A 24865-nucleotide genomic window follows, 5' to 3' on the forward strand; every position below is an offset into this window, starting at 1 on the left:
ATCCGCACAGCGCCCTTGTCTCATGAGCCCACCGGATCCCCTGCGGCGGCGCCCGTTCCAGGCGGAAAATCGGAGTGCTTGCCGCCTGTTGACGCCGTCGTGTCTATGACCTTCGAGACCTGATCGTCTGGTATTCCGTCATCGCGGCGCCTCACAAGATCGCCGACAGAACCGAATTGCGTGACCGTCGGCGCCAGGTCGTAAAGCTGCTTGCAGGAGAAGCAGGGCTTCGGCGTAGTCGGGTGGCGTCCGTTTTGTGTTCAAGCGAGGCCGGCTTCGACAAGATCAAGACGGTTCGCGCGAGCGCCGTGCCATGGGAGGGGGCAGTGGCGTCCGGTCACGGTTCGAAACCGCTGCCCCCCCCTTCGTCCCGACCCTTGCCCAGCATATCGAATTTCGATAGATTTCCATCGCAACTCGATGGAGGGATGGGTCATGGGAAAGCTGACAGTGCGTGCGCTGCGCGCCGTGCTCGTGGTGGTGCTCGCCGGCACCGTGTTCGTACAGGCATTGATGGTGTGGGTGTTGGTCAGCGGGAGCGACCCGGAGGACGGGTCGCTCCCGCTGACCCCGCTGCGCGTGATCACGATCCTGGGCATGGTGTCGGCCCAGGTGGCCCTGGTCTGCGTATGGCGGCTGGTGACGATGGTGCGACGCGGAACCGTGTTCTCCCACGCCGCCTTCCGGTACGTGGACGGCGTGATCGGCGCGATCGTGGCGGCTGCCTTCCTGTGGTTCGCGGTCACGGCCCTCAACGCGCCAGGCCAGCGGGACGACCCGGGCGTCACCGTCATCATGGGCGGGGTCGGCGTGGCCATCCTGGGGGTCGCGCTCCTCGTGCTCGTACTGCGGATGCTGCTCGCCCAGGCCGTCGCGCGCGACGACGAAGCGGCGCAGATGCAGGCCGAGTTGGACGAGGTCATCTGATGCCGATCGCCGTCGACATCGACGTCATGCTGGCCAGGCGGAAGATGTCCGTGGGCGAGCTCGCGGACCGCGTAGGGATCACCCCCGCCAACCTGGCGGTACTCAAGAACGGCCGCGCCAAGGCGGTGCGCTTCGCGACGCTCGCCGCGCTCTGCGAGGTCCTCAAGTGCCAGCCGGGCGACCTGCTGCGCTGGGAGGCCGAGGACGACACGGGCGGATGACATGCCCTGAGGGCATGCCCTCAGGGCGGGCGTGACAACGCCTGGCACCACCGGCCCGTGACACGGCACGTGGACCGCATGGACGTGGATCGCCGATCACCCGCAGCACCGTCCCGACCCGTTGGGTGCATTCCGTTTGACCCGCACCGCACCGTCCTGGTCGACGACCGCGACCTGCGAACGTGCCACTCATCCACCCACCGCAAACCCCCGTCCCTCCAGCGCGGAAAAGCGGGGGTACGTCGTTGGGCGAACAGCCAGGACTTCGCCGTAGCCGCTCGACGCCCGATTCATGACGATCTGCCAGTTCGACGGAGTTCTCTGAACGTGACAGGCACGGGCTTCCAAGATCATGGAGTTCTCGAAGTCCCGCGATCCGAGTGGAAGACCGTGCCCGTCGACGCATCATCGCCGATCCCGCCTGCCTTTTGACTAACTCCGCGAGCATCCCGGGCCGTGCCCGAGGAGATCCCGGGCCTGCTGGAACGACTGGCCGAGGTGCCCGACCCTCGCCATCCTCGCGACCTACAGCACGCTCTGGTCCTCGTGCTCGCTTTGACCGCGTGCGCGGTTCCGGCCGGAGCGACCTCCCTGCCAGCGGTGGGTGAGGCCTGCCGGATCCAGCCTCGCAGGGCCTCGTGACGCACACCGAGTTCCTCGATCATGCGACGGATCACGGGCTTCGGCTCAGCAGTCCGGTACATCCGCGCCCCACTCTCACGCGACTCCAGTGGGTACGTCCTCGGGGCAGGCATCGTCGGGTGTCGCGGGTGCCGGATGCGGCGAAGGCGACGCAGCTGCCGATGTGGCGTGAGGGGCTGGTCTGGTCGATGCCGTCGGTGAACTACCAGCGCATCCTGCACGTCCTCGCGGACAGGGCCCGGCTTCATCAGGGCCGTTGACCTGCCAGGAAATGGCGGTCTTGTTCGGCATGGACGCGGTTGCGGCGCGGGTGAAGGCACTGCAGTCGAAGGCGAAGCGCCTGGTCTCTCGTGGCTGGCTGCCGCGCCCGCGCCAGGCCGGTTCACGCTCGCGAGGGGCGTGGCCGGCCAGGCGGCGGGTCATGACCATGGTCATCGACCAATAGACCATCGCCTCGGCACTGGTGGTGCAGCGCTCGTAGTCACGTGCCAGGCAGTGGTGCGCGTCGGTCACCTGCTTGAGCAGGTCCTGCGCGGCGGTGCGGTCGCCGGTGTCTGCGGCGGTGATCATCACCCCCCCAGCAGCAGACCGAGGGTGTCGACCACGACGTGACGCTTGCGGCCGTTGATCAGCTTGCCGCCGTCGAAGCCACGGCTGTCGGAGCCGACGACGCCATCCGCTTTGACGGACTGCGAGTCGACCACGCTGGCCGTCGCCTCCGCCGCTCACCGCCGCCGACGCCCTCATGGAACCGCTCCCCGAGGCAAGCGGTCGGACACCTGGCTGACCTACTCCGCGCACAGGCACCACGTTCACCTCAGCCACGCCTACACCACGCTCGGAGAGACCCGCCGCGCTCACGAGAGCCAGCAGCGGGCGCTGGAGCTGTCCGCGCCGACCAGCACCATGTTCCGCACGGCGAGGACCACCAAACGGTGAACGCCCGTAACTCCCGTGGCGGGTGCGGGCGCCCAGGCCCTCGCCTGCTCAAGAGCAGAGCGGACTGGACTTGTGCGGGCGTCAGTCGCCGCCCCGCCGCCTCTTGGATGCGGTCGACCAGCCGGGCCCTCACCTGCGCCGACGGCGAAACCTGGCAGCTGCTGCCGCGCCCCGGCTAGCGGTTGACGGCTCGCATCCCTGCCTCGTCATACCGCTCACCCGCCGCCTCGGGCAGCTCTGCATCGATGCGGGCCAGGTCATCCTCGGTCAGCGCGATGTCGACCGCGGCGGCGTTCTGTTCCAGGTAGGTGCGGCGCTTGGTGCCGGGGATCGGCACCAGGTCCTCACCCTGGGCCAGCACCCAGGCGATGGCCAGCTGGGCCGGAGTCACGTCCTTCTCGGCGGCGATCTCCTTCACCTTTGCCGCCAGCTGCAGGTTCGCCTCCAGGTTGGCGTCCTGGAAGCGCGGGTTCTCGCGGCGCCAGTCGTTCGCGTCCAGCTCGTCCGGCGAGGTGAACCGCCCGGCGAGGAAACCGCGGCCGAGCGGCGAGTAGGGCACGAAGCCGATGCCCAGCTCCCGGCAGGCGGGCAGCACCTCGGCCTCCACGTCCCGTGACCACAGCGAATACTCGCTTTGCACCGCGGTGATCGGGTGTACGGCGTGGGCGCGCCGGATGGTCTCCGCGCTCGCCTCGCTCAGGCCGATGTACCGCGCCTTGCCCTCGGCTACCAGTTCACCCAGCGCGCCGACCGTTTCCTCGATGGGTACGTTCGGGTCGACCCGGTGCTGGTAGTAGAGGTCGATGTGGTCGGTCCCCAGACGCTTCAGGGAGCCGTGGACCGAGTTCCGGACGTGCTCGGCCGAGCCGTCCTGCGGGCCGACCGTGCTGATGTCGCCGGGTACGGCGTTGTCCATCCGGTAGTTGAACTTCGTCGCGATCACGTATTCGTCGCGATGCCCCCGGATCGCCTCGCCGACGAGCGACTCATTGGTGAGCGGCCCGTACATCTGCGCGGTGTCGAGGAAGTTCACCCCGAGGTCGAGGGCGCGCCGGATGGTCGCGACCCCCTCCTCGTGATCGGCGGATCCGTAGAAGGCGGACATGCCCATGCACCCGAGGCCGATGGCCGATACATGGAGGTTCCGCAGACTGCGCTTCTGCATGCTGTGTCCCAGCCTTCCCTGCACACTCGTTCGTCGTTCGGACGGCACGAAGCCCTTCATCCATCTAGCGACGGATTCCACCGCCCGGCATCCCGTGAGAGGCACCGGGCGACACGGGCTTCGTGCGCCACGGTGTCTGCGACGTTACGACCTGGAGAGCACTCCAGCGCAAGTCAACCGTTCAGGCGGACCGGCAGCTGGAACAGGTCGTTCAGCGTGACCACCGGTTGGTCGCCCAGCCCCGACGCGGGCACCGCGAGCGCGTCCTGGGCCATGATCACCCCGAGATCTTGAGCGCACACGCTTCGGCACCCGCGCACACCCACGTAGCCGCTTCCGCTCAACGGCAATGGACGACGGCCCCGCTCCAGGTCACCGACCCCCTTCACCTCAGACGAGACACCCCGCCCCCGGCCCCGCCGGGAGCTTCGCGCTTCCTGGAGGACACCGTCGTGCCGACCTACGAGACCCTGCCCCGCTTCACCACCGACCTGGACCGCCTCACCCGCCAACAGCGCCTCCTCTTCCGCTGGGCCGTCACCGCCTTCGTCTACGACCTCCGCACCGGCCGCTTCCGTGTCGGCCTCCGTGAACCGCGCGGGATCGCAGATTCCAGGCCCCCGAACGCCCGGAACCCGTGCGCCGAACCGCTGTCACAGCGGTTCGGCGCACGGGTTCCCCGGGATGTCTACGGCTGAGCGCTCAGCCCTGGCAGCCGCAGCCGCTGGAAGCCTTCGCTTCGGCGACCGTGGTCAAAGGGTCGGTCGCCTGCTCGTTCGGAGTGCAGCAGGCGTTGACGCCGCAGCACTCACCGGCTGCGGCCGAACTGCTGGTCTGAGCGGAGCCGGTGGGCTTGAGCGCTCGGACGATGGCGGAGTGCATGCCGTCCGCGACCTGGTGGGTCGGGGTGATCTCGACGTCGGTGAACCCGGCTGCTTCCAGACCCACGCGGTATTCGGCGAAGGAGAGCGCGCCGGCGATGCAGCCGACGTAGTCGCCGCGTTCGGCCCGCTGGTCGGGGGTGAGGGTGTCGTCGGCGACGACGTCGGAGACGCCGATCCGGCCGCCGGGCTTGAGTACGCGGAAGGTCTCGGCGAAGACGGCCGGCTTGTCGGTGGACAGGTTGATCACGCAGTTGGAGATGACCACGTCGATGGTGTTCGCGGGCAGGGGGATCGCCTCGATCGTGCCCTTGAGGAACTCCACGTTCGCCGCGCCCGCCTTCGCGGCGTTGGCGAGGGCCAGGGCGAGCATCTCGTCGGTCATGTCCAGTCCGTACGCCTTGCCGGTGGGGCCGACGCGGCGGGCAGAGAGCAGGACGTCGATGCCGCCGCCGGAACCGAGGTCGAGGACGCGCTCACCCGCGCGCAGGTCGGCTACGGCCGTGGGGTTACCGCAGCCGAGGGAGGCGGCCACGGCCTCGGCGGGCAGGGCGCCGCGTTCGTCGGCGGCGTAGAGGGTGGAGCCGAAGTTCTCGTCGACCTCGACCGGATCGGGCCCGCAGCAGCCGGTGCCGCCCTCAGTGACCTTCACGGCCGCGGCGGCGTACCGCCGGCGGACGGTTTCGCGCAGGTCGGTGGTCTGTTCGCTCATGACGCACTCCTGGGTGACAGGGCATGGCGGTGCCCCGGAACGGCCTGTATTGACGTTCTTTGATGCAACCTTGCGCCTTGAATCGAAAAACGTCAACATAGAGGCATGTCGAAACAAGAGCTTGAGTTGATCGGCCAGGACGCCGGCTGCTGCCCGGTCCTGTCTGCCGCGCCGCTGGGCGAGGACCAGGCAGCCGAGCTGGCGAAGGTGTTCAAGGCGCTGGGCGACCCGGTCCGGCTGCGGCTGATGTCGATGATCGCGTCACGCGGGGAGGGCGGCGAGGTGTGCGTCTGCGAGCTGACCCCGGCCTTCGACTTGTCCCAGCCGACGATCTCCCATCACCTCAAGCTGCTGCGGCAGGCCGGGCTCATCGACTGTGAGCGCCGCGGGACCTGGGTCTACTACTGGGTGCTGCCCGGCGTCCTGGACCGCTTGGCCGCGTTCCTGACCGCCCCGCAGCCCGCGGGAGCCGGCGCGTGACCGCCTCCCTCGGCCGCCGGATCGCCGCTGAGGCGATCGGGACCGGGCTGCTGGTGACGGTGGTGGTCGGCTCCGGTATCCAGGCCGCCGAACTGTCGCCGGACGTCGGTGTGCAACTGCTCGCCAACTCCCTCGCCACGGTCTTCGGCCTGGGCGTGCTGATCGCCTTGCTGGGGCCGGTCTCAGGGGCGCACTTCAACCCCGCCGTGACCCTCGCGGCCTGGTTCACCGGTCGCCGTACCGCGGACGGCCTCACTCTGCGGGACGTCGCCGGGTACGTGCCCGCCCAGATAGTCGGCGCTGTCGGGGGCGCGGTTCTGGCTGACGCGATGTTCGGCGAGCCGCTGGTGAAGTTCTCCACCCACGACCGGTCCGCCGGCCATCTCCGGCTGGGCGAGGTGGTGGCCACGGCCGGACTGATCCTGCTGATCTTCGGCCTCAACCGGATCGGCCGCGCTTCGCTCGCTCCGGCCGCGGTGGCCTCCTACATCGGTGCCGCCTACTGGTTCACCTCCTCCACGTCCTTCGCGAACCCGGCGGTGACCATCGGCCGCGCCTTCACCGACACCTTCGCCGGTATCGCCCCCGCCTCCGTCGCCCCCTTCATCGCGGCCCAGGCGCTCGGAGCCGTGCTCGGGCTGGGGGCCGTCACGGCGGTCTACGGCCGCCCTGGCCCCTCCGCGGAGGAAGTCGTCGTCCCGCACGGCGAGCCGGAACCCGCCGTCTCCTGACCGAACCGTTCCCTTCGAGAAAGAACCGCTCATGAGCACTCCCGCCCCGCGCCCGTCCGTGCTGTTCGTCTGCGTCCACAACGCCGGCCGTTCCCAGATGGCCGCCGCCTGGCTCACCCACCTCGCCGGAGGCCGGATCGAGGTCCGCTCCGCGGGCTCTGCCCCGGCGGACAGCGTGAACCCCGCAGCTGTGGCCGCGATGGCCGAGGTCGGCATCGACATCTCCGCCGAGGCCCCGAAGGTCCTGACCACAGGCGCCGTGCGGTCCTCGGACGTCGTGATCACGATGGGCTGCGGCGACACCTGCCCCGTCTTCCCCGGCAAGCGCTACCTCGACTGGAAGCTCGACGACCCCGCCGGACAGGGCATCGACGCAGTCCGGCCGATCCGCGATGAGATCGAGACCCGCGTCCGCGCGCTCGTCGACGAGCTTCTGCCCAGCTGATCACCCTACGGGCCGACATCCTGCAGCCACCGAACCCGATGGACATGAACTGGCTGTACCACCCCAGAGCAACGACGGCGCAGGCTGGTCCCGAACGTACTGGGACGAACTCCGCCACAAGCTGGACATGTCCGGCGGCACGAACGACGGCGTCGTACGGCATGCCATGGACCCAGTCTTCACATGGCTCGGACCAGCCGTCACCACGTTCCTCACCTCACCAGAGGGGCCGGCCACATCCCTGGCTCACGGCCGCTGGAGCTGCTACTCGGTCCAGGGAGTCCGCCGCCCAGCGAAGAGAACGCCGTGCGCGCCGGGTACTGGGCGCCTCGCAAGTCTTCCACCCGAGGTACGGGAACGGATACAGCGACTGCTCGCCGAACGCCCAAGCCCGCCCTTGGGAACCGGCTTGTCCAGCGACTCCTGAAAAGCCTCACCGCCCCTCCAGGCACTCACCTCGACATGTGCCCCAGAAAAGCGGTTGGTCTTCCTTCGGTCACCCGCCAGGCGCAGCCAGTCTCTCTCGGCCCGGAGACATTGGCCTTGACAGTGGGTCCTGGCTGCCCCACTTGACGGCGCGATCTCCATGACCGGGGCGATCTCCTGGCACAGCTCCAGCACACGGGGGTGTCGTCCCTCGCCAAGGAGCAGCTGGGCCGCCGCCCGGTCACCACCTCACCCGCTGTGAGCCCGAAGCGCGGCCAGACCCCGGCCCCTCCAGCTCCCAGGCGGGACACCGGCCTCCTCCTGGGCGGCGCGCAGCCGCTTGTCGGCAGGGCGACGGCCGTCACCGGGCGACAGTGGTGTCGTCAGGCGATGATCCGCTTCTGGATGCGCCGACGGGGCATCGAACCAACAGGAAGGCCGTCCACCACCGCGGTCGCCATCGCGAAGACCCAGCTGCCGCAGCTCAGGCATGCGTCGGACTCCTCGCCGGTGGTCACGTCGAACATCAACACGCCCCCGTCGTCGCCGGCGGCGACCACGACGGGGAGGCCGTCCACCACCGCAGGCGCCATCCACCACACCCCGCCGGTTTCGCTGTCCGGGAGGTCGTCGACCGGCTCGCCGGTGGCCAGATCCCACACCAGCACGTTCCCGTCCCAATCGCCGGCGACGGCGATCGGGCGGCCGTCCACCACCGTCGTGCCCACCCCTCTCACCTGGTGGGTGTAGCCGGTGAGGGGCTCACCGATCGGCCGGCCGGTGGTCGGGTCCCACCTTCGCACCGTCTTGTCATCGCCGACGGTGACCACGACGACCTGGTCGTCCACCATCCCCGTCGCCACCCCCCGCACCGGTTCGGTGTGGCCGGTGAGAGCCCGCCCGAGATCGTGGTCGATCATGCCGCCCGTGGCCCACTCCGTCGCCCACCCGACGTGGGGTGGCCCACCCCGTCGCCCACCCCACGTCGGTTCCGTCGTGCACCGGTACGTCGGTGATCCGCGCCGCCAGGTCCGCATCCCCGTCAACATTCAGATCATCAGACATGGCCGCATCCAATCAGCCCCCGCTGACACCCTCAGCCCGCGTGCACCGCGCACAGGGCTCGTACCGGGGGCAGCGGGTCGGTTGGCGCCGCCGACCTGCATGTGGGTGGTGCGGGGCATGCCGTCCAGGAGGAACATGTGCACGGCACACCTCTCGGACGCGGAGATGCCCGCGCGGACATGCCCGATCTGCTCGCTCACGTCGTCAGGATTCCTGACCACCCCGGTCTTCAGCGCTTCCATCACATAGCGCGGTCATGCGTCCCGCGCCGCGTACCGGGGCCGCCCCAAAGTGCCGTTCAGCTTCGCTGCAACCTGGGTGCCGATGTGGCGCCACACGATGTAGCAGGTCCCGCGCACTATCTCCGGGCCGTACAGCCATGTCGCGCGTCCGTCAGGTGCCCGGGTGAGCTCGTAGACGCCCTGGCCGGAGCGCACGCCCTTCACTGGTGGAGTACGTACGGGTTCGCTCCTTACCGCATACATGTTTCCGCATTGCGGGCACACCGACTGCTCACAGCCACGCCCGCCGTACGAGGGGCCCCGAGGTGCGCGGCGGCCCGGCTCGACGGAATCTGGTGATCATGCGGCGTAAGGGTGCACGGGACAGCGAAGAGCGTGGCGTGGAGGAGCTTCTGGACGACCTCTACACCACCGCGCCGCCCGAGTTCGTCGCCCGACGGGAGGAGCTGGCTGCTCAGGCCAAGGCGGCCCGACGGGTGACTGATGCCCGCCTCATCCACGCCGCCCGCCGTCCCTCCCTCGCCGCATGGGCAGCCAACCTGCTGCTGCGCTCAGAGCCGGAAGAGAGCCGGCGCTTCCTGGAGCTGGGGCGCGCGCTGCGTGAGGCCTACCAGAGCCTGGACGCCGACGGGATCAAAGAGCTGTCCGAGCAGCGCCGGAAGATCGTCCTCGCGCTGTCCCGGCGGGCCGCCGAGCTTGCCCTTGAGGCCGGGCATCGGCTGTCGGAGAGCGTTCAGCGGGACGTCGAATCCACCTTGCGCGCCGTGCTCGCCGACCAGGACGCGGCCGATCTGTGGGCCACCGGCCGTCTGGAGAACGCGCTCACCCCACCGACAGGCTTCCTCTCCCCCGAGGCCGACACGGCCAGCACGTCTCGAAAGCCGGCCCGATCAGCAGCCACGCCGCCTTCTTCACGAACTCGGGCGAAGGACGAACTCGCCGAGCGGCGCCGCCAGAAGCAGGAGCAGCTCGATCAGGCCCGTCAGGAAGCCAGGGCCGCCGAGCAACGGCTGCGTGACCTGCGCACCGTACAAGCAGAGGCCGACGCGCTTCTCGAGCGGGCCCGCGACCGGCACGGCCAGGCCGACCAGCAGGTCGCCGCCGTCGAACAGCAACTGCGGCAGGCACACGAGGAACTCCAGCAAGCCGACCAGGAACAGAACGATGCCGAGGAACGCGGTCGTGCGGCCGCTGAGGCAACGGCCCAGGCCGAACAGGCCGTGCTTGAGGCGGCGCAGGAGGTGAAACGTCTGTCGGGACACCTCAAGTAGACACCGGGCAGGATCGGGCGGTGGGCCGCCGTGCCGGTCCCTACTCGCCCGGCACGCGCTCCGAGCGCAACAGTGCCGGCGTGGTCACCAGGACCACCTCTGCGCCGGGTGCGTCTGGGACAGACAGGACGGAAGTGAGTGGTCATGGCACGCGCGATCTGGACTGGCGTGATCACCTTCGGGCTGGTCAGCGTCTCCGTCGGGCTCTACAGCGCCATCGAGGACCACACCGTCCACTTCCACCAGCTCCAGCGCGGTACCGCCGACCGGATCCGCAAACCGGCGGGTCAACGAACGTGCCCGGGAGGGAAGTATCGGCCGAGGACATCGTCAAGGGCTTCGAGGTAACCGAAGGCGAGTACGTCGTCGTCGAGCCCGAGGAACTGGACGATCGCGCCGGGCCGCTCCCAGGCCATCGATATCAGCGCCTTCGAATCGCGACCTTCGTTGAACTAGAGGCTGTCCCGCAAAGGCGGGCTGGAGCCCGCGCCGGGTTCTGAGCGGGATACTCGCGAGACTCCGACGCGGGGCTGTGACAGCCTGCGGACATGCCAGAGTTGCGCGTTCATGCAGGTCGTCATTATGCCGTCCAGTTCCACTACGCCTTGCCGGACGACGCATGGTGTGTGGAGCTGAGCGAGGCCGTCCCGGCGCCGGCCACGTGGGCTGAGATCCCCAACGCGGAAACTCATTTGCCTGGAGTGGCCTTCCTGGTGGCGGTGATACCCGACGAGGATCCGGACCTGGAGCCGACCGTCCACATCCACAGCCATGACGAGCACGTCATCCCCTACGAGATCATGCGCTGGTTCATGGAGCACGTGGCCGAGCAGGTTGAACGCTGCCGCATCGCGTTCGAGCAGGGAGAACCTGAAGCAATGGAATGATCAAGCAGTGACCGGTGGGGACTGCCGTTGGAAGATGGGCTGTTGCTTGTCGCGGCCTACTGGCGGACAAACTTGACAACGCGCCAGCTCGCCCCGCTGTTCGGGGTCTCGAAGTCTGCCGCGCACCGGATAATTGACCAGCTTGGCCCCCTGCCGACGCTTCAGCCGCGGCGCCGGTTCGCGAATGACACTGTGCTCATCGTGGACGGCAGCCAAAGCCGCCGTGGGGAACCTGACTTCGACTTCGTCCGACGCACCTGCGCGTTGGCTGCGCGGCTCGGATACCAGCCCGAGGCCTCGCGGTGACGGCGATGTCGGCTACTGCTCGCCCAGACTGGTGGCGTGCTGATCCACGTCGATGTCCGAGCGCCGCACGCCGGTGAATCGTGTGGGCCGGAAGGCCCCAAGGAGGTCCTGTTCCTGATCGGTTGTGATCTCGGCTGCGACCAGCCGTCCCAGGATCGGCGCCAGGGTGACCCCGCTGTGCGAGACGAGGCAGTAGACGCGGGACCGCGTGGAGGCATAGCCGGCGACGGTGTGGCCGTCCGCGGGCAGTGACCGCAAACCGATGCGCAGGTCGATCTCCGGTGCCCGGCCCGGGTCGGGCAGCAGTGCGGAGAACCGCTGTGCGAGGGTGCCCGCGAGGTCCCCGTCCCGGGGCGGAGGGTTTGCCGGATCGACGTCGGCGTTCAGATCGAGAGCCTGCAGGACGGTATGCCCGCTGGCCTCGGGGCGGAGATTGAGGCCTGGGCTGTGGATCACACAGCGCAGGTCGAGTTCCGGGGACCTGGCGTACCCGAGCAGGCCGACGGTCTGTGCTCCGCGGCTGACATCCGTCACCATGGGAACGTCGATCCCGGCCCGTGCCGCGAGCTGTTCTGTCCAGCGACCTGCCGCCAGGACGACTCGATCGCCCGTACAGACCCGGCCTCCGGCCAAGGTGACGGATACTCCGTCCGGCCCGTCGTCGATGGCTACGACCTCGCCTATCGCGCACTCGGCTCCGTGCTGCTCGGCGTCCGCCAGCAGGTTGTTCACGAAACGGTCCGGCAGAACGTATCCCTCGCCGGGGAAGTGTGCGATGGACGTGATGGCCGCCGGGATGCGGAGGCCGCCTGCGATCCGCGTTGCTTCGTCGACCGTGACCCAGAGTGCGGGGTAGCCGAGGGCCTGCAGTCGCTCCACGTTACCGGCGAGCCGCTGCTCGTTCGCGGCGTCCGCCCAGTGCAGTGCCCCGCTGGGGAAGTACGCCGGTGCGCCGCGCAGTTGCTCGGCGAGCCTGGCGTGCTCCTCCATCCCGGCGAGGTTCAGCCGGTGATAGTCCGGGTCGGGCTTCCGGTTGGAGTTGGTCCAGGCGAACGTGGTCGCGGTCGTACCGGTGCCGGCTCCCCGCTGATCGAGCAGGAGAACGTCCTCGCCGACGACGGCAAGCTGCCTTGCGACGCTCACGCCGAGCACGCCGGCACCGACGATGATGACCTTCATTGTGTGCTCATCTCCTTTCTGGCAGCGGCACGCTGCTCACATGGCGGGGACGGGAAGCTCCAGGAAGAACTCGGCGGTTCCCGGACGGACGAGGGTCGTGACCACCTCGATGGTGCTTCCGTCGTCGGCACGCAACTCCCTGCGCCTCATCAGCACGGGCGTTCCGGTCTCGCTGTGCAGCAATCCGGCATCGCGCTCGTCGAGGATCACCGGGTCGAGGTAGAGCCGGATCGCGTCGATCGGTACTCCTCTGAGCTGCAGATACGGGAGGGTGACGAGGTCTTCGAGGTTCTCGTTCAGCAGGTCGGGGGCGGCTGCGAAGAGCACGACGTGCCGCTCGACCGACTGGGGCTCCTCGCGTACGTTCAGCTTGCGGCGGACCAGCTCCACTACGGCCGTGTCGGCGGAGGCGCCGGGGAGGGGCAGGACGGCGTCGGCGGCCCTGACGATCCGCGCGGAAACGACTTCGTGTCTGCCCGGTGCGCCCTTCGCGGCCGCCGCGGGGGTGACGAAGTTGAGCAGATTGATCTGCCGTGTCACATCCGCGACGAACGTTCCGTGGCGCCGCTGGCGGATTACCAGTCCCGCCTCTGCCAGGTCGTTGAGGACCCGTTGGGCCGTGGCACGACTGACGCCGTACTCGGTGCAGATGTCCATCTCGCTTGGCAGACGCGAGCCAGGCGGCAGGGCCCCGTCCCGGATCTTCGCTTCGAACTCTCGCCTGATCTGTACATAGAGTGGCACGGTCATGGTCAGACCGTACATTCAGTCAATTGACTGGTAAGAGTGAGCTGACCAGCCAGTTCTTCGGCGTCCGCGTTCTTGCGCGCGGGGCGCTGTCCCCGACCTGTCCCGCAACGCCGATGACGGTCGATCAGACCCGTCTCCACCGATTCGCTGAGGACACGCTGGGCCCGTAACGGCCGCTGCCGTTCCCCCGGTGGAGATCTTTTTCACCTGGCAGTCGAGCCCCAGTGGGCTGGGCCCTTGCCTGATTCGTCATGTCGGTCTCCCGCCTGATCTGCACGGCAACCTGCACCGTCCACTAGACCGTACAATCAGTCAATTGACCGGTCAATAGCTCGGTTCCGAGGATCTGCTCAGCAGCCACCTTTCTGGTAAGGCCAGTGCTCATAAGAACCGGACTGGCGGCGAGCCAGTACGAGGCGGCACGGACGAGGCGTCTCGGGCAGGAACGACCAGGCGCGTTCCACGCCGGACACCGGCACCCGCCCCCTCCCCGGCCCCGGGGGGCTGCGGCGTACCCGGGAACTGGAGGACGGCCCGATTCAGCAGAGTGTCGACGCATACCGTGACGAGAAGCCCCCGCACCCAACTGCCCTCCGAGGACAGGGGGCCCGCCCGGCTCATCCGTCGTTCAGTCGCAGCAGTCGCAGCAGCACTTGCATGGGTTGCAGCAGCCACCGCCACCGCCGCAGCCGTCACCCGAGCCGCCGCCGGACCCATGACCGCCGCCGCCCGAAGCACCGGAGGAGCCGCCCGAGTTGCCGCCGCTGGGGCCGCCGAACCAGCCGTCGCCCCCGGAACTGTCCCGGCCCGAGCCACCGTTGCGATTGCCGTCGCCGAACTGCCAGGGCTCTCCGTCATCCTGGTCAGCGTCCTCGTTGCAGGTACAACAGTTGAAGCACAACCTGCAATCGCCGCACAACTGGCGCCACTGGCCGCACCGCCGACACTCCCCTTCCCGCGGCCGACCCGAGGCCATTGAGGCGCCCTCCGGAACCGCGCTCGCAAGCGCCCCGACGCCGCAGGCCATGCCCGTACCGGTCCCCGAGGGCGCTTCCGTCGCCGTACGACGTCCCAGCCAGGGCAGCATGAGCGGGTCCCGCGCCTGGTGGCGGTGCTGTTGGTGACGACGGGGCTCGAAGACGCGGTCGACGGCACGCTCCAACTCCCCGCCCAGAAGCGCCCGTACCAGCCGCCCATCGACGAACTCGGCCTCGGACAGGGCGAGTCGGATCCCATGGACGGCATCGTCGCAGAGCCGACGCACCTCGGCGCGGTCCGCACCGGTCACTGCGATCGGGTTCCACGCGCCGGACGCCTCATCCGCCTCCAGGTCCTCCACCGCGTCCAGCAGATGCGCCAGCCGACCGAACAGACGACCGGCCTCCGCCAGCGGTTCGGCGTTGCCCGGGCGATCGGCGAGCACCGCGGTGTGCGCGAAGGCGGCGGCGGTTGCCGTCTCCGTGGGCTCCGTGACCGTCAACAGCGAGCCACCCGGACCGGTCAACCGCTCGATCTCCGGCTGACGCTCGACCGCGCCGAGCAGCACCGCAGTGTCGAAGCCGAGCCGCTCGCCACCCGCGACACCCGCACGGTCCCAGCCGTGAGCGATCCGGCGTGCCGCCAGCGCTACCGGACGGCGCCCCAACACGCCGTCGCCGTCGGCCACATGATCACGTATCTTCGCGGCAGCCAGCACCAGCGACACCGTCGCCGCCAGCCGCGCGCCCTCGCCCTGCGCCACCTCCGCCGACCGCATCCCGCGCAGCGGGCACGGACCGGCGCCTCGCCGCCAGTCACCGGTACGCTCCGACTGCGCCTCGGTCAGTACCGAGACGATCAGTCCGTCGTAGTTGGTGGCCACCCGCGCGAACTGCCCGTACTCGCCGCGCAGCGCCAGGCACAGCCCACACAGATGCGCCATCCACTCGGTACGCATGCCCTCGCCCAGACGATGACGGCATGGCCTGATGATTCCGAACACCGAAGCTCTCCCCCCGTAGATACAGCTACCCGGACACAGCCAGATGGACGACTCACGGACGCACGACCACCCAGGCACGATCGCGCGCGATGTCAACCACATGTGACGTCGACGCGCGGCCGACATCCTAGATGGTCAATTTCGAGGGGTGCCTGCGGAGGCGAGAACGACAGGGGTCCTAGATCGTTGTGTGACGAACAACCTGGTCACCCTCGCGACAGCACTTCATGCAACGATCGACGATCTGCTGGAGCAGCAGCCGGACTCGGCGCCGTGGCGGCCGACCATGGGAATCGCGTTCGGCGCGCCAGTTGTGTTCGGGGCGACGCATTTATCCGTGTTCGGGTGCGAGTTCTGCCTCGTGAAGGTCGACCGTGCCCTGGCCCACGCCGCAGCGGTGCACAAACGACCGGCCACGGCCGCCAACACCCCCGCGCGCGAAGCAGCGCACGGCACAGTGACAGCGCGGACCCACTTCGGAGACGCTCTTCTGACACGCCTGACCGGCGACATGGTCTCCAGCACCCGCTACACCGCCGGGCATACCTCGCCTTGGTCGCCGACCGCCACCGCCACCGCCACCGCCAACTGGCCCAGGATCAAACCTCCGCCGTCGCCGCACAAGCAGACCTGCTCGAGCACGGCTCCGTGCTGCTGCGCAGGACACCTGGAGCGCAACCCGGCACGAGCGCAGCCTGAAAGGGCGGGTCGAGGTGGACGTCTCGGTCTACTACCCGCTGGTCGGCGCGGGCGTGCCGGCCGCCGAGTTGGTGCAGCAGGTGGCCCACGACAGCACATGGATCACCACCCATCTCACCGACGCCATTGATCCGCCGTACGCTCAGGCCGTCATCCGCCGGCTCCAGCGCGCCCCCGAGGCGCGTGCCCGGGTGGAAGCCGCCCTCACCCATACCGACACCACGACGGCGACCAACTGGTTGCCCGCCCGGTGCCGTGCCGTGTCCGTGCCGTGCCGTGTCCGTGCCGTGCCGTGCCGTGCCGTGCCAGTCGTGGGCGATCACCTGCCATCCACAAGCCGGTACAGCGGTACGAAGAGAGTGAGGTCGACCCACTCGCCGTCGAAGCCGCTACCGGTGGACCTGCCGTGCACACGGCACCACGCTCGCCATGACCGTGACAGCGCTCACCACCGGGTCTCTGGCCTCTGTGACCCGCCGTCAAGGACCCGCGGCCCCCTCCCGGCGGTGGCCAGGAGGGGGCCGCGGCTGTTCCGGGCCTGCTGGTCGTTGGTAGGTCCGTCTGGTGCGAGATTCCGCGTCACCTGCGGCTCAGGTACGCCTTCCCATGGCCGGTAGCGGGAAGGTCCGCGCGGTCGGGCTGTGGGAGGCGGTGACGCGGGAGCTCGTGACCGGGTGATGAGCGGATCAGCGGACTTCGGTGACCCGGTGCTCCTTCAGGGAGCCGCAGTTGGAGTTCTCCACCGACACGTAGACGTTGTCGATGTTGCCGCCCCAGTTGACGCAGTAGCCCTTGCCGTAAACGGTGGCCGGACCCGCATACGACGTGTAGGCGTCGGCGTCCTGGGCCCACTCCTCGGTGGCGGGGATGTAGATGTACGCCGACATGTACTTGAGCGTGCCCGGGTTGGTGCGGATGGTCGCGACGCAGTTCTTGCCGTTCGAGGAGTTGTACGTCAGGTAGATCGTGCCCAGCGAGCCGACAGGCGCGGAGTTCACGGTCTTGTAGGCGCTGCCACAGACGCCCTGCGGTGTGACGTTGGGTGCGGCCGAGGCAGTCGTGCTGAACGCGGTCGCGGAGCCCACCGCCAACGCGGTTAACGCTCCGACGGCTGCGACATTACGCGCGATTCTCATATTTCCCCCTTGTGCCTATGTGAGCACTTTGCTCACACTTAATGTGACCCTCGAACGGCACGGATGGTTGCCCCGGGTTCACATGAGCTTCTGGGGGTCATGTTTCCGCTTTCGGCGCGGCGCTGGACTCGCGCACGACCAGCGGTGGACTCACCTCGTACAGGACGCGCTCCACGGTGCTGGGGGACGTGATCTCCTCCAACAGCAGGCCGACTCCCTCGGTGGCCACGGCGTCGAAGTCATGTACGACCGTGGTCAGGGCGGGCTGCTGGAACCGGGCGGCGGGGATGTCGTCCATGCCGACGACGCTCACCTCGTCGGGGACCCTGCGGCCCCGTTCGTGCAGGGCCCATACCAGCCCGATCGCCATGTCGTCGTTGACTACGAAGACGGCGGTCATGGCGTCGTCGTCCGTGAGTCGCAGACCGGCCTCGTGGCCGCTCCGGCAGGACCAGTCGCCCGCGAGAGGGTCGACCACGGACAGGCCCGCCTCGGTCAGTGCGTGGGTGCGCGGTACAGTCCGTTCCTCCGACTGGGGAGGGCTCATGGCGACCAAGTGGAGCTTGACGATCGACTGCGCGTACCCGGCGAAGCTGGCCGCGTTCTGGGCACTGGCATTGGGCTATGTGGAGAAGCCCGCGCCCTCAGGGTTCGGGAGCTGGGAGGAGTGGTTCTCGCATCATGGGGTCCCGGAGGACGAGTGGGATGACGGGGCGTACCTCTCGGATCCGGACGGCGTAGGCCCCACCTTGTCCTTCCTGAAGGTGCCGGAGCCGAAGGTGGCGAAGAACCGGCTGCATATCGACGTGCAAGTTGGTGGCGGCCGGGAAACCCCGTGGGAGGTGCGCTGGCCGCGCGTGGTCGAGGCGGTGGAGCGGTTGACCGCTGCGGGCGCGGCTGTGGTCCGCGAGGACGAGTTGCAGGGCAGGCCGGATCACGTGGTGATGGGAGACCCGGAAGGTAACGAGTTTTGCGTGGTCTGACAGGGTCGGTCAGACCGACTGGCCGCGCGCAGCGTGTCGCGTCCTTGTCTTGTGCGGCAGCCCTTGCCGGCGGAGCCGGCTCGTAGCGGTCCGTCGCGCTGGAGGGCCCGGAGGACGTTGACGCGGCGGCGAGCGAGAGCCAGGACGGCCTGGGTATGGCGCTTGCCTTCGGCGCGTTTCGCACGAAAGTCGCCGAGATCGGACGGCTGATCACCGCCACCGCCGAATGGGCCCTGCTCGAACCTCTACTGCCGGATCCGGCCTGCCAGACCAGCAAGGGCGGCCGGCCCGAGAAATGGCACGCCGCGACATCGTCGATGCGATCCGCTATCTCGCACGGGGCGAAGGAGGTGTTGTTCCGGCTGAGGTTGATACACCCGGAGATCACCGGCGTGTGGACCGACTCTTCTTACTCCGGCCAGCTGGTCGACTGGGCCGAAGAGGTACCTGAACCTGACGATAAACGTCGTCACCCGGCCCCCAGTCCAGCCCAACTTCGTCGCCCTTCCGCGCAGGTGGGCGGTGGAACGCTCGCTTTCGTGGATCATGTGGGCCCGTCGCCACTGCCGCGACTATGAGCGGCTCCCGCAGCACAGTGAGGCTCTGATCACGTGGGCGTCGATCACGCTCATGACCCGCCGCTCACCCGCACTCCGGCACTCCGGCACTCCGGCACTCCGGCACTCCGGGCCGAACGCCCAGCGCCCAGCGCCCAGCGCCCAGTCGGACGACCTCGCGCAGGCCGTCTGAGCCAGGAAACTTTGTCCGCTCTCGCGCTGAGCCACTTGGAGGCACAAACACAAGGCGGAACCGTTCAGTCTCCGAGGCCGGGCGGCGTGTGCACGGGGGCGCTGGTCAAGCCGTTGTGAACAAACGGCAGGAACTCCTTCAGCGAAAGGGACCGTCGGTCGCGAAGGCCTGGGCTGCAAAGCGCTTGCCCATTCGACGGTAGGCGGCGGCGGGGTGAAGGCCGTCGGCCAGGTCATCTGCCTCGTCCGGGCCGAGCAGCTCGCGTCCGTCGAGATAGTGGAGGTGGGGATCATGCGCCTGTCGTGCCGCAGCTATCCGGGCCAGCTCGGCACGGACCACCGCCAGCGACAACGCCCCGTCGGCCACATCGGCCGGGTCACCCAGGGCGGCGAGCCTCCCGTCCGGGCCGGTCGCGGTCGGGCCGGGGGCCTCCTCCAGGGCCGGACAGCTCACCGGAGAGATCAACAGCAGTGGAGTGTCCGGGTGTCCATCCCGGATCGTGTCCAGGAACCCGTGGACCGCCGGGCCGAACGTCCGCAGCCGGAAGGAGGACAGGCTCACGATGTTGATGCCCACCTTGAGGCTGATCAGGTCGGCGGGTGTATCGCGGATCGTCCGGGCGACATAGGGATCCAGCAGCGCGTTCCCCGCCTAGCTGAGGTTGATCACCTCCACCCCTCCGAGCGCAGCTGCCACCACCGGCCAGGTCCCGGTCGGGCCGTCAGCCTCGATGCAGTGGCTGATGGAACTGCCGTGGTGCACCCACCGGCGCCGCCCGTCCGGCAGCGGTGCCAGCACATCGCCGTCAGCGTGCAGGGCCACCAGTTCCGTTGGAGTCTGCTGAGGTAGCCACAACTCGACGTCCTTCATGCCGACCGGCAGCCCGGCGAACCGTACGGTCCCTGGCTCGCCCGGGATGAGTCGCTGTTCGGCCCCGGGACCCGCCATCCGCAGCACGTTGCCCACTGGCGCCTGCTGACGCCCCGCCAAGGCGCCATCCACCAGCAACTCCAGCATCCCGGTCGGGCGGGGGCAGGGGTCGGAGTCGAGCTGGCCGGTGAAGGTGAGTACCTCAAACTCCAATTCGCGCGCATCAGTGCGGAACACCAGCCGCACCCCCGAAGGCATCAGGGTCACCCCGTAGACCGACGGGTCCTGGTGCTGCTCCTTGGTCCACGCGGGCAACCGGCGCGGCATCACCCCTGCCTGTGTGGTCTCCAGGTCCAGCGCACCCCGTATCTCCACCGGCCCGCCCACAAGTGGAACCGCCCGCAGCGCCACCGTCACCGCTCCTGTCCCAGGTCAATGTGCTCCGGAGATGACATCAACCCGGTGCCTTCGTGGCTCATCGACGCCCGCCGAACTCCCAGTCGTGGACCTCGATGTCCGCGTACCGGTCCTGAGTCAGGACGGCTCGTGCCGTGTCCGGATCCGGGGCCCTGAGCAGCACCGCCGTACCCAGCCAGGTGTCGCCGTCGTCGGACAGCAAAGGCCCGTACGCGACCAGCTCGTCCCGGTCGAGCGGCAGGGCAAGGTCGGCGGCCGGGCCCTCGCCGAGGCCGAGCACCAGGTACCGGTTGCCATCGGTCAGGCCACCGGGGAAATCCCACATGGTGCGCCCCAGAATGTTGCGCCACCGGCGCACCAGCACGTCCCGGTACGCGCCGGCCTGGTAGTTGGGCTCGTCGAAGGCGAACGCGCGGGCGGCGGCGGGATCGGGCAGGTCGACGATGTGCACGCTGCCGGTGGGTGTTTCACCATCATCGGCGAAGGTCGGGCCGCGAGCGATCAGCTCCTTCGCGTACCGGTCCATGTAGGACCAGTGCTCCTCCAGCAACTCCTCGCGTAACTCGAGGGAGCCGGGCCGATCACGGTGGTAGCAGAAGAACTCCATGACCACAGACCCTTCCCCATCAAGGGCACCATCTCAACTGGCTTTTGACGACGATGCCCCGGGCGCTCCAAACGAGGCAGCATTGCCTCAAACGGCGTAGCCATCACGGCCGCGCGGTCACAACCAAAGGCATGCGAACACGGCTGCTCTGCAGCCGAGCGACAGAAACAGCGTCCGGCGCCGACGTCCCCAGTTCAGGACGCCCCACGACCACCCAAAGATCACGCACCGGAATTTGAAAACGGGCACTCGCTGAGCGTTTACTCCCGTTTTCGGCTGTTACCCGCCTCCGGAGGCTGGAGGGGCTGATGAGGTGTCCGTCTGCTCTGTGAAAGCAGAGGATCGTTTCACCGTCGGCTCCTCCTGTCTCGTCCCGACACGCGCCCGCCTGCTGCCCTTTAACCCCCGGCCGACGTGGCCGTCACGCGGTACATCAGAAACATGCCCCCCCCCCGCGGCGGCTACCCAAGCGACCTTTCCGACGCGCGCTGGGAGCTGATCGAGCCGACGCTCACGGCCTGGCGGGCCAAGCGGCGCCGACGCGCCCTGGACATCGGACGCCCGCCCGAGCACGACCTGCGGAACATCATGAACGCGATCCTGTACGTGGACCACACCGGGATCCCGTGGCACTACCTCCCGCACGACTTCACCCCGTGGGCCACGGTGTACGGCTACTTCGCCAAGTGCGACCAGGCTGGCGTCTTCGTGCAGGGCGTCGGCCGCATCGGTCTTGCGGTCCCCGCCGGTGGCCAGGAGCCGGGCCCGGGCGGAGAGGGTGGAGGGCACGTCCACCACGTGCTCGCCGGCGGAGGCCGGCTGCTGAGCGAGGCTGCGGCCGAGACCCTTGGCTCCTTCGACGGCGAAGCGGCGCTCGGGCCACCGCTCGCACCAGCACATCAGCTGCCGGACGGTCCCTGCGCTGACGACGAAGCGCCGTTGGGCGAGCTGGTGTCCTGCGGCGTCGACGGCGACGGCGGTGTGGGACGACTTGCGGGGGTCGATACGGATCCTGGCCTACGAGGCGGCTCTGCACCTGGCGGCGATCCTGATCTGGTCCCGCTCGACGCGGTGATCAGAGCAACTCGTGCACGACCAGTCGCGACTGCTTCCCCGAAAAGGCACTTCGCAGGGCTCGGGCCTCCCGGTTCCGGGTGGCGAAGACTCCTCGCTTGTCCACGTGCACGACCAGGACGTCGTAGCTGTCGATGACCTCGGAGATGCCTCGTGTCTGGATGGTGTCCCGCCAGGCTTCCGTGCTCCGGCCGAACCACTCCGGCAGCCCGCAAGGCTCAGTCACGGCGTCCCAGAAGTCGTCGAGCGTCTCGATCGGCCTACCCCGCAGGTCAACCACCAGTTCCGACTCAATTCTCTTGGTCATCACGACAGAGTAATCAACCCTCATCCAAGGCGGCGGCACTCCAAAGAGACAGGCCCTAGGTCCTCCTGGAGTTCTTTGTTGAATCTGCGTGTTGAAGCAGGTCAACAGGGGTTCGTGGTGTCGGGGCGGCGTGCCTGCCGGATGGGGGCGACGCGGCCCGTCAGCGGCATCGGCGGGTGTTGAGCCGGGCGGCCTGGCGGGTCAGGTGGTCGCGTTCGGCGAGGTTGGGTGCCTTTCGGGCCGCCTCGGCGTACAGCCGTGCCGCCGTCGCCAGGTCGCCGTCGCGTTCGTGGAGGTGTGCGGCCACCGCGGTGTGGCGGGGCAGTGAGGCGTCCAGCGCGGCGAGCGCCGCCAGGCCCGCGCGCGGTCCGTCGGCCTCGCCGACGGCCACCGCGCGGTTGAGCCGGACGACCGGGCTGTCGGTCAGGCGCGCGAGCTCGTCGTACCACTCGACGATCTGCACCCAGTCGGTCTCCTCGGCGGTGGGCGCGTCCGCGTGGAGGGCGGCGATGGCGGCCTGGGCCTGGAACTCGCCCAGCCGGTCGCGGGCGAGGGCCTCCTGGAGGATCTCGACGCCCTCGGCGATCGCTTTCGTGTCCCAGCGGCCGCGGTCCTGCTCGGCGAGCGGTACCAGGCTGCCGTCGGGCGCGGTCCGGGCGGCGCGACGGGCGTGGTGGAGCAGCATGAGGGCGAGCAGCCCCGCCACCTCGGGGTGGTCGATCGCGGTCGCGAGCTGCCGGGTGAGGCGGATGGCCTCGGCGGCGAGGTCGACGTCGCCGGAGTAGCCCTCGTTGAATACCAGGTAGAGGACGCGCAGCACGGTGGCGACGTCGCCGGGCCGGTCGAAGCGTACGCCGGAGACGGTGCGCTTGGCCCGGCTGATGCTCCCCCACTGCCTTAAGGGCGTGGGAGGTACCCCCACGCCATGGTCGCCTCGGGCACGAGGTAGGCCTGGGCGATCTGGCGGGTGGTCAGCCCGCCGACAGCCCGCAGGGTGAGCGCGACCGCGGACGACGGCGTCAGCGAGGGGTGGGCGCACAGGAAGTAGAGCTGGAGCGTGTCGTCGGCCGCGGGCGCGGGCCCGGGTGCCGGCTCCTCCTCGACGCGGTCCTCCCGCCGACGGCGGGCGGTGTCCGCGCGTGCCGCGTCGAGGAACTTGCGCCAGGCCACGGTGACCAGCCAGCCCTTGGCATCCCGCGGCGGGTCGGCCGGCCAGACGCGCAGTGCCTCGACGAGCGCGTCCTGCACGGCGTCCTCGGCCGCCGCGAAGTCGGCTCCGCGGCGGACGAGGACGGTGAGCACGCTCGGTGTGAGGCCGCGCAGCAGGGCCTCGTCCATCGGGGAGGTCACTCCGTGATCGTGGGCGGGGCAGTCAGGAACGGGCGCAGCTCCAGCCACTCGTGGATCGGCTTGCCGCCCGCCCCGGGGGCGGCCGACAGCTCCCCGGCCAGCTCGACGGCGCGCTCGTAGCTGTCGACGTCGATGATCATCCAGCCGGCGATGAGGTCCTTGGTCTCGGCGAACGGGCCGTCGGTGACCGGCGGGCGCCCCTCACCGTCGTAGCGCACCCACGCCCCCTCGGGGGCGAGCGCCTGACCGTCGACGAACTCGCCGGCCTTCTCCAGCCGGGCCGCGAAGTCGTTCATGTACTGCACATGCGCCGCGATCTCCTCCGGGCTCCACCGGTCCATCGGCACGTCGTTGACCGCGGCCGGAGCGCCACGGTAGTGCTTCAGCAGCAGGTACTTGGCCATGACGGTTCTCCTCGGTGCTGATGCGACCCATTGTGGTCGCGTTCACCCCGGGGACGGAGCCGGACGCGGGTTCTCGACATCGCCGTCGAAATGTCTCGGGCTTTTGCAGACAAGCCTGATCAGCAGCTGGCGGACAACCGGACCAAGGTCGCGGTCGGCGGCTTCGGGGGTGGGTCGTTTGGTCCTGTGCCGGGCGACAGCAGCGACGAGGGCACCGTGGTCCTCGACCGGCATTTCCTCGTGGCCGAGGGCGCCTCCCCATCGAAGCCGACCAGCCTCGGAGATAACCGGCCAGAAACCGCAACCTTTCAGCCACCTCCCATGTCTCAAGCACTATCAGCACCAAACACGCTTCGGAGGACATGATGAGACGAAGCAGAGCAGCATGGGTGGCACTCACGGTTGTTGCCACAGCACTGGGAGTGACCGCACTACCGGCGGACGCCGCGCCGGTCGCCGCCGCGCAGAGCACCGCCTGCCCCACCGGCTGGGGCAGCGGCGCCAAGACACGCACAGCCGGCACGACGACGCCGGTGACGAACGTCAGGACCGGCCGCCACGCCTGCTACGACCGGATGGTCATCGACATCCCCGGCGCGGGCAGGAGCCACCTCGGCTATTCCGTCAGGTACGTCAAACACCTCTACCAGGACGGATCGGGCCGCCTCATACGCGTCGGCGGTGGAGCCGTCCTGGAGGTGCGGGTGACGGCGCCCAGCTACGACCCCGACACCGGGGCGCCCACCTATCCCGCGAAGGCCGGCCGTCCACTGCCGGGCGTCGACCTCACCGGATACCGCACCTTCCGGGACGCACGGTTCGCCGGCAGTTTCGAGGGCGACACCCAGCTCGGGCTCGGCGTCCGGGCCCGGCTGCCGTTCCGGGTCCTGCGGGTGGACGGCCACGTGATCATTGACGTCGCCCACAACTGGACCGGAGCGCGCTGAGGCGCGCCGGCGTCAGACCTCGAGGGAGGCGAGCCAGCCGGTCAGGAGCCGGTTGGCCCCCTCGGGGCGTT

Annotated in this window: 26 protein-coding genes and 8 pseudogenes; 16 read left to right on the forward strand and 18 right to left on the reverse strand. The window is 69.0% G+C overall.

Going from position 1 to position 24865, the window contains the following annotated elements; translation table 11 throughout:
- Positions 1 to 435 precede the first annotated feature (435 nt).
- The 4 genes and pseudogenes from SGFS_RS01975 to SGFS_RS01990 all read left to right on the forward strand — a co-directional run.
- Positions 436 to 927: a DUF2975 domain-containing protein gene (locus tag SGFS_RS01975; protein ID WP_286247094.1), complete on the forward strand. Its 492-nt coding sequence runs from the start codon at positions 436 to 438 to the stop codon at positions 925 to 927.
- Positions 927 to 1148, forward strand: a complete 222-nt coding sequence (locus tag SGFS_RS01980) for a helix-turn-helix domain-containing protein (protein WP_286247095.1) — start codon at positions 927 to 929, stop codon at positions 1146 to 1148. The genes SGFS_RS01975 and SGFS_RS01980 overlap by 1 nt, the downstream gene beginning before the upstream one ends.
- A 456-nt stretch (positions 1149 to 1604) precedes the next feature.
- Positions 1605 to 1790 (forward strand): transposase family protein, encoded by a 186-nt coding sequence (locus SGFS_RS01985; RefSeq protein ID WP_434025989.1) that lies wholly within the window; start codon positions 1605 to 1607, stop codon positions 1788 to 1790.
- A 128-nt stretch (positions 1791 to 1918) separates the two neighbouring features.
- A pseudogene (locus SGFS_RS01990) lies at positions 1919 to 2210 on the forward strand (hypothetical protein); the annotation flags it as partial.
- A gap of 149 nt (positions 2211 to 2359) precedes the next feature.
- Here SGFS_RS01990 and SGFS_RS01995 read toward each other — a convergent pair.
- The 3 genes from SGFS_RS01995 to SGFS_RS02005 form a co-directional block, all read right to left on the reverse strand.
- Positions 2360 to 2494: a transposase gene (locus SGFS_RS01995; RefSeq protein WP_434025991.1), complete on the reverse strand. Its 135-nt coding sequence runs from the start codon at positions 2492 to 2494 to the stop codon at positions 2360 to 2362.
- 410 nt (positions 2495 to 2904) lie between these two features.
- Positions 2905 to 3894, reverse strand: coding sequence for an aldo/keto reductase (locus SGFS_RS02000; protein WP_286247096.1), 990 nt, complete (start codon positions 3892 to 3894; stop codon positions 2905 to 2907).
- A gap of 173 nt (positions 3895 to 4067) precedes the next feature.
- Positions 4068 to 4196, reverse strand: coding sequence for a hypothetical protein (locus SGFS_RS02005; protein WP_286247097.1), 129 nt, complete (start codon positions 4194 to 4196; stop codon positions 4068 to 4070).
- Between the two features lie 150 nt (positions 4197 to 4346).
- On the opposite strand from SGFS_RS02005, the gene SGFS_RS02010 reads away from it, so the two are divergent.
- Positions 4347 to 4592, forward strand: a complete 246-nt coding sequence (locus SGFS_RS02010) for a hypothetical protein (protein WP_286247099.1) — start codon at positions 4347 to 4349, stop codon at positions 4590 to 4592.
- Between the two features lie 4 nt (positions 4593 to 4596).
- On the opposite strand, the gene arsM is transcribed toward SGFS_RS02010, so the two are convergent.
- A complete protein-coding gene (arsM, locus tag SGFS_RS02015; protein ID WP_286247100.1) occupies positions 4597 to 5487 on the reverse strand; it encodes an arsenite methyltransferase in 891 nt (296 codons plus the stop codon).
- 105 nt (positions 5488 to 5592) lie between these two features.
- Between arsM and SGFS_RS02020 the strand changes: the two genes are divergently transcribed.
- The 3 genes from SGFS_RS02020 to SGFS_RS02030 are packed head-to-tail and all read left to right on the forward strand — an operon-like array spanning position 5593 to position 7143.
- Positions 5593 to 5967 (forward strand): ArsR/SmtB family transcription factor, encoded by a 375-nt coding sequence (locus SGFS_RS02020; RefSeq protein ID WP_286247101.1) that lies wholly within the window; start codon positions 5593 to 5595, stop codon positions 5965 to 5967.
- Positions 5964 to 6698 carry an aquaporin gene (locus tag SGFS_RS02025; protein WP_286247102.1) on the forward strand — a complete coding sequence of 245 codons (735 nt, stop codon included), beginning with the start codon at positions 5964 to 5966 and terminating at the stop codon, positions 6696 to 6698. The genes SGFS_RS02020 and SGFS_RS02025 overlap by 4 nt, the downstream gene beginning before the upstream one ends.
- A 31-nt stretch (positions 6699 to 6729) precedes the next feature.
- Positions 6730 to 7143 (forward strand): arsenate reductase ArsC, encoded by a 414-nt coding sequence (locus tag SGFS_RS02030; RefSeq protein WP_286247104.1) that lies wholly within the window; start codon positions 6730 to 6732, stop codon positions 7141 to 7143.
- 809 nt (positions 7144 to 7952) lie between these two features.
- On the opposite strand, the gene SGFS_RS02035 is transcribed toward SGFS_RS02030, so the two are convergent.
- Both SGFS_RS02035 and SGFS_RS02040 read right to left on the reverse strand, forming a co-directional pair.
- Positions 7953 to 8489 (reverse strand): WD40 repeat domain-containing protein, encoded by a 537-nt coding sequence (locus SGFS_RS02035; RefSeq protein ID WP_286247105.1) that lies wholly within the window; start codon positions 8487 to 8489, stop codon positions 7953 to 7955.
- A 399-nt stretch (positions 8490 to 8888) separates the two neighbouring features.
- On the reverse strand, positions 8889 to 9080 hold the full coding sequence (locus SGFS_RS02040; protein ID WP_286247107.1) for a hypothetical protein: 192 nt from the start codon (positions 9078 to 9080) through the stop codon (positions 8889 to 8891).
- A gap of 137 nt (positions 9081 to 9217) precedes the next feature.
- Between SGFS_RS02040 and SGFS_RS02045 the strand changes: the two genes are divergently transcribed.
- The 4 genes and pseudogenes from SGFS_RS02045 to SGFS_RS02060 form a co-directional block, all read left to right on the forward strand.
- Positions 9218 to 10147 (forward strand): hypothetical protein, encoded by a 930-nt coding sequence (locus tag SGFS_RS02045; protein WP_286259733.1) that lies wholly within the window; start codon positions 9218 to 9220, stop codon positions 10145 to 10147.
- Positions 10148 to 10443: 296 nt separating this feature from the next.
- Positions 10444 to 10647 (forward strand): Ku protein, encoded by a 204-nt coding sequence (locus SGFS_RS51220; protein ID WP_350283963.1) that lies wholly within the window; start codon positions 10444 to 10446, stop codon positions 10645 to 10647.
- 48 nt (positions 10648 to 10695) lie between these two features.
- Positions 10696 to 11034, forward strand: coding sequence for a hypothetical protein (locus SGFS_RS02055; protein ID WP_286247110.1), 339 nt, complete (start codon positions 10696 to 10698; stop codon positions 11032 to 11034).
- 15 nt (positions 11035 to 11049) lie between these two features.
- A pseudogene (locus SGFS_RS02060) lies at positions 11050 to 11247 on the forward strand (helix-turn-helix domain-containing protein); the annotation flags it as partial.
- A gap of 105 nt (positions 11248 to 11352) precedes the next feature.
- Here the strand turns inward: SGFS_RS02060 and SGFS_RS02065 are convergent.
- From SGFS_RS02065 to SGFS_RS02085, 5 genes are all read right to left on the reverse strand, one after another.
- A complete protein-coding gene (locus SGFS_RS02065) occupies positions 11353 to 12519 on the reverse strand; it encodes an NAD(P)/FAD-dependent oxidoreductase (protein WP_286247112.1) in 1167 nt (388 codons plus the stop codon).
- 36 nt (positions 12520 to 12555) lie between these two features.
- Complete coding sequence (locus SGFS_RS02070; RefSeq protein ID WP_286247115.1) at positions 12556 to 13269, reverse strand: GntR family transcriptional regulator; 714 nt, start codon at positions 13267 to 13269, stop codon at positions 12556 to 12558.
- A gap of 628 nt (positions 13270 to 13897) precedes the next feature.
- Positions 13898 to 15250, reverse strand: a complete 1353-nt coding sequence (locus tag SGFS_RS02075) for a DUF5685 family protein (protein ID WP_286247116.1) — start codon at positions 15248 to 15250, stop codon at positions 13898 to 13900.
- A 1385-nt stretch (positions 15251 to 16635) separates the two neighbouring features.
- The gene (locus SGFS_RS02080) at positions 16636 to 17085 is read right to left on the reverse strand and encodes a spore-associated protein (RefSeq protein WP_286247117.1); all 450 of its coding nucleotides are present in this window, start codon (positions 17083 to 17085) and stop codon (positions 16636 to 16638) included.
- Positions 17086 to 17182: 97 nt separating this feature from the next.
- The gene (locus SGFS_RS02085) at positions 17183 to 17632 is read right to left on the reverse strand and encodes a substrate-binding domain-containing protein (RefSeq protein ID WP_286247119.1); all 450 of its coding nucleotides are present in this window, start codon (positions 17630 to 17632) and stop codon (positions 17183 to 17185) included.
- Here SGFS_RS02085 and SGFS_RS02090 point away from each other — a divergent pair.
- Positions 17631 to 18068 (forward strand): VOC family protein, encoded by a 438-nt coding sequence (locus tag SGFS_RS02090; RefSeq protein WP_286247121.1) that lies wholly within the window; start codon positions 17631 to 17633, stop codon positions 18066 to 18068. The two genes, SGFS_RS02085 and SGFS_RS02090, sit on opposite strands and share 2 nt — an antisense overlap.
- A 52-nt stretch (positions 18069 to 18120) precedes the next feature.
- Here the strand turns inward: SGFS_RS02090 and SGFS_RS51715 are convergent.
- Positions 18121 to 18256: pseudogene (locus tag SGFS_RS51715) on the reverse strand (IS110 family transposase); the annotation flags it as partial.
- 9 nt (positions 18257 to 18265) lie between these two features.
- Between SGFS_RS51715 and SGFS_RS02095 the strand changes: the two are divergent.
- Positions 18266 to 18937, forward strand: a pseudogene (locus tag SGFS_RS02095) (transposase family protein).
- A gap of 19 nt (positions 18938 to 18956) precedes the next feature.
- Here the strand turns inward: SGFS_RS02095 and SGFS_RS02100 are convergent.
- Positions 18957 to 20093 (reverse strand): annotated as a pseudogene (locus SGFS_RS02100) (SGNH/GDSL hydrolase family protein).
- 70 nt (positions 20094 to 20163) lie between these two features.
- Entirely contained in the window at positions 20164 to 20712 is a 549-nt protein-coding gene (locus tag SGFS_RS02105) for a YciI family protein (protein WP_286247122.1), read from the reverse strand.
- Positions 20713 to 21153: 441 nt separating this feature from the next.
- Between SGFS_RS02105 and SGFS_RS02110 the strand changes: the two are divergent.
- Positions 21154 to 21426 (forward strand): annotated as a pseudogene (locus tag SGFS_RS02110) (transposase); the annotation flags it as partial.
- A 57-nt stretch (positions 21427 to 21483) separates the two neighbouring features.
- On the opposite strand, the pseudogene SGFS_RS51225 reads toward SGFS_RS02110, so the two are convergent.
- The 4 genes and pseudogenes from SGFS_RS51225 to SGFS_RS02125 all read right to left on the reverse strand — a co-directional run.
- A pseudogene (locus tag SGFS_RS51225) lies at positions 21484 to 21723 on the reverse strand (IS110 family transposase); the annotation flags it as partial.
- A gap of 64 nt (positions 21724 to 21787) precedes the next feature.
- Positions 21788 to 22093: a barstar family protein gene (locus tag SGFS_RS02115; protein WP_286247124.1), complete on the reverse strand. Its 306-nt coding sequence runs from the start codon at positions 22091 to 22093 to the stop codon at positions 21788 to 21790.
- Between the two features lie 160 nt (positions 22094 to 22253).
- Positions 22254 to 23431: pseudogene (locus tag SGFS_RS02120) on the reverse strand (RNA polymerase sigma factor).
- A gap of 8 nt (positions 23432 to 23439) precedes the next feature.
- The gene (locus tag SGFS_RS02125; RefSeq protein WP_286247127.1) at positions 23440 to 23847 is read right to left on the reverse strand and encodes a YciI family protein; all 408 of its coding nucleotides are present in this window, start codon (positions 23845 to 23847) and stop codon (positions 23440 to 23442) included.
- A 365-nt stretch (positions 23848 to 24212) separates the two neighbouring features.
- Between SGFS_RS02125 and SGFS_RS02130 the strand changes: the two genes are divergently transcribed.
- Entirely contained in the window at positions 24213 to 24794 is a 582-nt protein-coding gene (locus SGFS_RS02130; protein WP_286259734.1) for an AMIN-like domain-containing (lipo)protein, read from the forward strand.
- The last annotated feature ends 71 nt before the right edge of the window (positions 24795 to 24865 follow it).

This window comes from Streptomyces graminofaciens, from assembly GCF_030294945.1.
Lineage (GTDB): Bacteria > Actinomycetota > Actinomycetes > Streptomycetales > Streptomycetaceae > Streptomyces > Streptomyces graminofaciens.

What these genes read in the sequence shown, in the direction of transcription:
- SGFS_RS02125 (WP_286247127.1), bottom strand. Translation starts at nt 23,847, where the DNA reads ATGGCCAAGTACCTGCTGCTGAAGCACTACCGTGGCGCTCCGGCCGCG.
- SGFS_RS02070 (WP_286247115.1), bottom strand. Translation starts at nt 13,269, where the DNA reads ATGACCGTGCCACTCTATGTACAGATCAGGCGAGAGTTCGAAGCGAAG.
- SGFS_RS02055 (WP_286247110.1), top strand. Translation starts at nt 10,696, where the DNA reads ATGCCAGAGTTGCGCGTTCATGCAGGTCGTCATTATGCCGTCCAGTTC.
- SGFS_RS02090 (WP_286247121.1), top strand. Translation starts at nt 17,631, where the DNA reads ATGGCGACCAAGTGGAGCTTGACGATCGACTGCGCGTACCCGGCGAAG.
- SGFS_RS02085 (WP_286247119.1), bottom strand. Translation starts at nt 17,632, where the DNA reads ATGAGCCCTCCCCAGTCGGAGGAACGGACTGTACCGCGCACCCACGCA.
- SGFS_RS02105 (WP_286247122.1), bottom strand. Translation starts at nt 20,712, where the DNA reads ATGGAGTTCTTCTGCTACCACCGTGATCGGCCCGGCTCCCTCGAGTTA.
- SGFS_RS02065 (WP_286247112.1), bottom strand. Translation starts at nt 12,519, where the DNA reads ATGAAGGTCATCATCGTCGGTGCCGGCGTGCTCGGCGTGAGCGTCGCA.
- SGFS_RS01975 (WP_286247094.1), top strand. Translation starts at nt 436, where the DNA reads ATGGGAAAGCTGACAGTGCGTGCGCTGCGCGCCGTGCTCGTGGTGGTG.
- SGFS_RS01980 (WP_286247095.1), top strand. Translation starts at nt 927, where the DNA reads ATGCCGATCGCCGTCGACATCGACGTCATGCTGGCCAGGCGGAAGATG.
- SGFS_RS02020 (WP_286247101.1), top strand. Translation starts at nt 5,593, where the DNA reads ATGTCGAAACAAGAGCTTGAGTTGATCGGCCAGGACGCCGGCTGCTGC.
- SGFS_RS02080 (WP_286247117.1), bottom strand. Translation starts at nt 17,085, where the DNA reads ATGAGAATCGCGCGTAATGTCGCAGCCGTCGGAGCGTTAACCGCGTTG.
- SGFS_RS02115 (WP_286247124.1), bottom strand. Translation starts at nt 22,093, where the DNA reads ATGACCAAGAGAATTGAGTCGGAACTGGTGGTTGACCTGCGGGGTAGG.
- SGFS_RS02045 (WP_286259733.1), top strand. Translation starts at nt 9,218, where the DNA reads ATGCGGCGTAAGGGTGCACGGGACAGCGAAGAGCGTGGCGTGGAGGAG.
- SGFS_RS02000 (WP_286247096.1), bottom strand. Translation starts at nt 3,894, where the DNA reads ATGCAGAAGCGCAGTCTGCGGAACCTCCATGTATCGGCCATCGGCCTC.
- SGFS_RS02030 (WP_286247104.1), top strand. Translation starts at nt 6,730, where the DNA reads ATGAGCACTCCCGCCCCGCGCCCGTCCGTGCTGTTCGTCTGCGTCCAC.
- SGFS_RS02130 (WP_286259734.1), top strand. Translation starts at nt 24,213, where the DNA reads ATGAGACGAAGCAGAGCAGCATGGGTGGCACTCACGGTTGTTGCCACA.
- arsM (WP_286247100.1), bottom strand. Translation starts at nt 5,487, where the DNA reads ATGAGCGAACAGACCACCGACCTGCGCGAAACCGTCCGCCGGCGGTAC.
- SGFS_RS02035 (WP_286247105.1), bottom strand. Translation starts at nt 8,489, where the DNA reads ATGATCGACCACGATCTCGGGCGGGCTCTCACCGGCCACACCGAACCG.